The sequence below is a fragment of the Candidatus Anoxymicrobium japonicum genome (assembly GCA_002843005.1).
Classification (GTDB): Bacteria; Actinomycetota; Geothermincolia; order Fen-727; family Anoxymicrobiaceae; genus Anoxymicrobium; species Anoxymicrobium japonicum.
Map to the genome: position 1 here is coordinate 1 of PHEX01000103.1, position 3,506 is coordinate 3,506.

General features: G+C 59.0%; 3 protein-coding genes and 1 tRNA gene. 2 read left to right on the forward strand and 2 right to left on the reverse strand.

From position 1 onward, the window contains the following. The coding region (locus tag CVT63_08050; GenBank protein PKQ27426.1) for a glycosyl hydrolase at nucleotides 1–1,613 on the reverse strand (1,613 nt) is incomplete at its 3' end. A gap of 32 nt (nucleotides 1,614–1,645) precedes the next feature. Continuing rightward, nucleotides 1,646–2,773 (reverse strand): hypothetical protein, encoded by a 1,128-nt coding sequence (locus tag CVT63_08055; GenBank protein ID PKQ27427.1) that lies wholly within the window; start codon nucleotides 2,771–2,773, stop codon nucleotides 1,646–1,648. Between the two features lie 53 nt (nucleotides 2,774–2,826). Here CVT63_08055 and CVT63_08060 point away from each other — a divergent pair, with 53 nt between their 5' ends. Together CVT63_08060 and CVT63_08065 are read left to right on the forward strand one after the other, a co-directional pair. Beyond that, nucleotides 2,827–3,345, forward strand: coding sequence for an HNH endonuclease (locus tag CVT63_08060; GenBank protein ID PKQ27428.1), 519 nt, complete (start codon nucleotides 2,827–2,829; stop codon nucleotides 3,343–3,345). A gap of 16 nt (nucleotides 3,346–3,361) precedes the next feature. Beyond that, a tRNA-Arg gene (locus CVT63_08065) sits at nucleotides 3,362–3,437 on the forward strand. The last annotated feature ends 69 nt before the right edge of the window (nucleotides 3,438–3,506 follow it).

Here is a 3,506-nt window from a genome sequence, read left to right on the forward strand (position 1 = left end):
TTCTTGTGAAACGGCGCGGTCGCTTCGTTTGACGCCGGAAAAGTCATCGGCAGCTTTCCTCCGGGGTTGACGTCGCCAAACAGGATATCGGCTACGGCGTTGCCGCCCTCCATGCCGGGATACCATGCCATCAAAATCGCTTCCACTTCGTCTTGCCACGGGGTCGTGACGATAGCGCCGCCCCCTTCCAGCACGACGACGCACCTGCCGTTCTCGTCCGCGACAGCTTTTATCAATCTTTCTTGCTTCAAGGGAAGAAGAAGGTTCTCACGGTCGCCGCCAGTATGGATCACAGGCATGAACTCGCCTTCATCCTTGTGCGTAAGACCCGCGACCACCACAACAGCGTCCGCGTCTCGCGCGGCGAGTCGAGCGCGGTTGAGGTTCCTGCCACTTGCATAGATCACCTCCACGTCGCCCGCGGCCCTGTTCCTGATTCCATCGAGCGCGGTTGCCACGTACGGGGGCCTGACCCTGCTGCTGCCGTGGTCGCCAATGTTTTTTTTCGACGCCAGTGAGCCGATGATTGCCAGCTTTTTTATCGAACGTTTTTGAAGCGGTAGAGCCCCAGCCTCGTTCTTGAGCAGGACGATCCCTTTCCTGGCGACCTCAAGGGCGAGATTCGCGTGCTCGGCGCCGGCGACCGTTGAAATGTCGTACGACCCCGGCTTGCCCACTGTGGAGAAACGCGCCTTTTGTCTCAGCACTCGCGTGACAGACTCGTCAATGACGCTTACGGGCACCTTGCCGCGCTTGACCTTGTGCTTGAACCCCGGCCCGTAGCGCCACCTGTACGGCATCTCGATGTCGAGGCCCGCCAGCGCGCCCAATCTTCCATCTCTCAAACCCAGAGTGAAGTCGGACATCACAAAACCGTCGAAACCCCAATCGCGCTTGAGTATGTCACGCAGGAGGCGCGTGTTGTGACCGCAGTACTCGCCGTTGACCTGGTTGTAAGCGCTCATGATTGAGGCGGCGCCCGCGCCGACGCACCGCTTGAAGTGTGGGAGGTAGATTTCCCGCAGCGTACGCTCATCGACGCGCACGTCCACGAAGAAGCGCGCCTCCTCCATGCTGTTGCACGCGAAGTGCTTGACGCACGCCATCACGTGCCGCTGTACGCCTTTGACGGTTGCCACGCCCATGACTCCAAGCAGGTGCGGATCCTCACCGAACGTCTCTTGCGCCCGTCCCCAGCCGGGGTGCCTCGGCACGTTTACGCACACGCCGCCGAAGAAGTTGGCGCCCTGAGCCCGCGCCTCGATTCCCATGGCCGAGCCCACCCGCTCGGCAAGCGCCTCGTCCCAGGTGGCGCCACGGGCTATCGCCACGGGAAAGCAGGTGGAGTGGTTCAGGCAGATGCCACGGGGACCGTCGGTAAACTTTATCGGAGGGATTCCCAGGCGTTTGTTTCTACCTGAGTTCCATGTGGCGCTCCCATAGTTGATAGCCATCAAGCCGAGGCCGGCCAGGCTCGTGCTGCCGGCCATCTGCCGGAGTTTCTCGCCGAGGCTCATACGCTTCACGAGCGCGGCTATTGACCGCTCGCGCATCAAGCCTTCCTCAGCCGTGATCACGTCGTCAAAAGTTATGTTCGCGGCGCCGTTGTCCATTCGCGCACTCCTTTCTTGAGACGCTTGTGTCTTTACTTCCAAAACCTTCGATGGATGCGCGCGAGAAATCCGTCGCGCAGAGTGATTGCCTGCATGGGGCAAAGTTCCATGCAGCAGTAGCACGAGACGCACTTCGAGTAGTCGTAGCCGGGCGGTTTTCCGCCGCTGGTTATCGCGCCACCGGGGCACAGGTCACCGCAACGGCCGCACGCCGTGCACGACTCCTTGTCCACCTCGAATACAGGGTGGTCACGCCTGGGAAAGAATGGGTTGATCAAGCGTGTCGAAATCATTCCAGACTTCATGAGTATCGGCAGGTGGAAATTATCGAGCACGGTGGCGTCGCCTGAGATATCTATTCGAGAGACGTCTATTTCCCCCAGGCCCTGCTGATTCGCGTAGTCGAGCATCGCGTTCTTGTGCGGTTTCATGCCCATCATGTGAGCCATGACAGCGTCCAGCGCGACGCCGTTGTCCGATGCGAGTATTTTTCCCACGGGGTAGAGGCTCTTGCCCGTGGGGCCGTTGCCCTGCATCCCGACGATGCCGTCCATGATGACGATGTCTGGAACCTTGAGCCGGTAGATGTTGACCAGCATCTCGGAAAAGACGCGCATGCCCGGAAAGCGCCGGTGGAGCATTGTTTTTTCGCCGCCGACCACAAAACCGAAACTGTTCTTGATGGCGCCGGTGAGGCCGGTCAGCAGGTGCGTCTTGAATTTCGGAAGTGAAACCAACACGTCGGACTCGAGGGCTTCTCTAGAGACGTTCACTTCTATGTTTTTTCCGGGAAGCTTCACGAGTTTTACTTCGGTTGCCATGTTCGAGAAAGTGCCCATGGAAGCGTCCAGTATTCCTGAGACCCGCGCGCTTTCCTCGATGGCGCCGTAACCAAGAACTCCGGGATTGTCCGAGACGGTCACTTTTCCACCTGCCGAAACAAGACGCTTGACTACCGCCTCGACCACGGCGGGGGAAGTGTTCACGTGTCTTTCGGGTGGATACGGTCCAAGGATATTGGGCTTGACCAGCACGCTTTTGCCGCGCACGTCGAGTGGGAACTGCTCGAAAACAGTATCCAGCGCCGATGCCACATTTTTGTATGACGCGTCGATAACCAGCACTTTAGACACGCGCGCTCCTTTGAACAGCGATCCCATCCTTGTTGTATTATATCCAGTGCAGGAGTTTGGTTTAAGGTTTTTTTGGAGACGTGCTTGAGATGAAAAATGTACTGCTTCTCAACGCTACGTTTGAACCGCTCTGCGCGATAAGCGCGAGAAGGGCGGTGGTGTTGCTTTTCAAGGGCAAGGCGGAGGCGCTGGAGCAGGATGGCGTGGCGATGCGCTCGGAGAAGCTCGCGATAGCGATACCGTCAGTCATGCGACTCAAGTATTTTGTGAAGGTGCCGTATTACGGGCGGGCGAACCTTTCCAGCCGGGCCATATTCGCGAGGGATGGATGGAAGTGCCAGTACTGCGGCGGGCACGCCGAGACGGTGGATCACCTGGCGCCGCGCAGCAGGGGCGGAGAGCATTCGTGGGAGAACGTCGTCGCGGCTTGCAGGAGGTGTAACGGAAAGAAGCGGGACAAGCTCCCCGGCGAGGTCGGTCTCAAGCTGGCAAGGAAGCCCGGGGCGCCACGGGGGCCGGTTGCCGTAAGCCTGACGCTGGGGACGATTTTACCGGAGTGGGAGCGGTATCTCGAGTATTGCAGATTGCGTTCTGATTGAAGCTATGTCTGACGTCGCGCTTGTAGCTCAGTGGATAGAGCAGTGGCCTCCGGAGCCACGTGTCGGGGGTTCGAATCCCTCCAAGCGCGCCAGAGTAGTTTAGAATGTGACGTCACAGACAGGAATGTCTGTGCTTTGCGATGAGTAGGGGTCAGGCACCG

What these genes read in the sequence shown, in the direction of transcription:
- CVT63_08055 (PKQ27427.1), bottom strand. Translation starts at nt 2,773, where the DNA reads ATGGGATCGCTGTTCAAAGGAGCGCGCGTGTCTAAAGTGCTGGTTATC.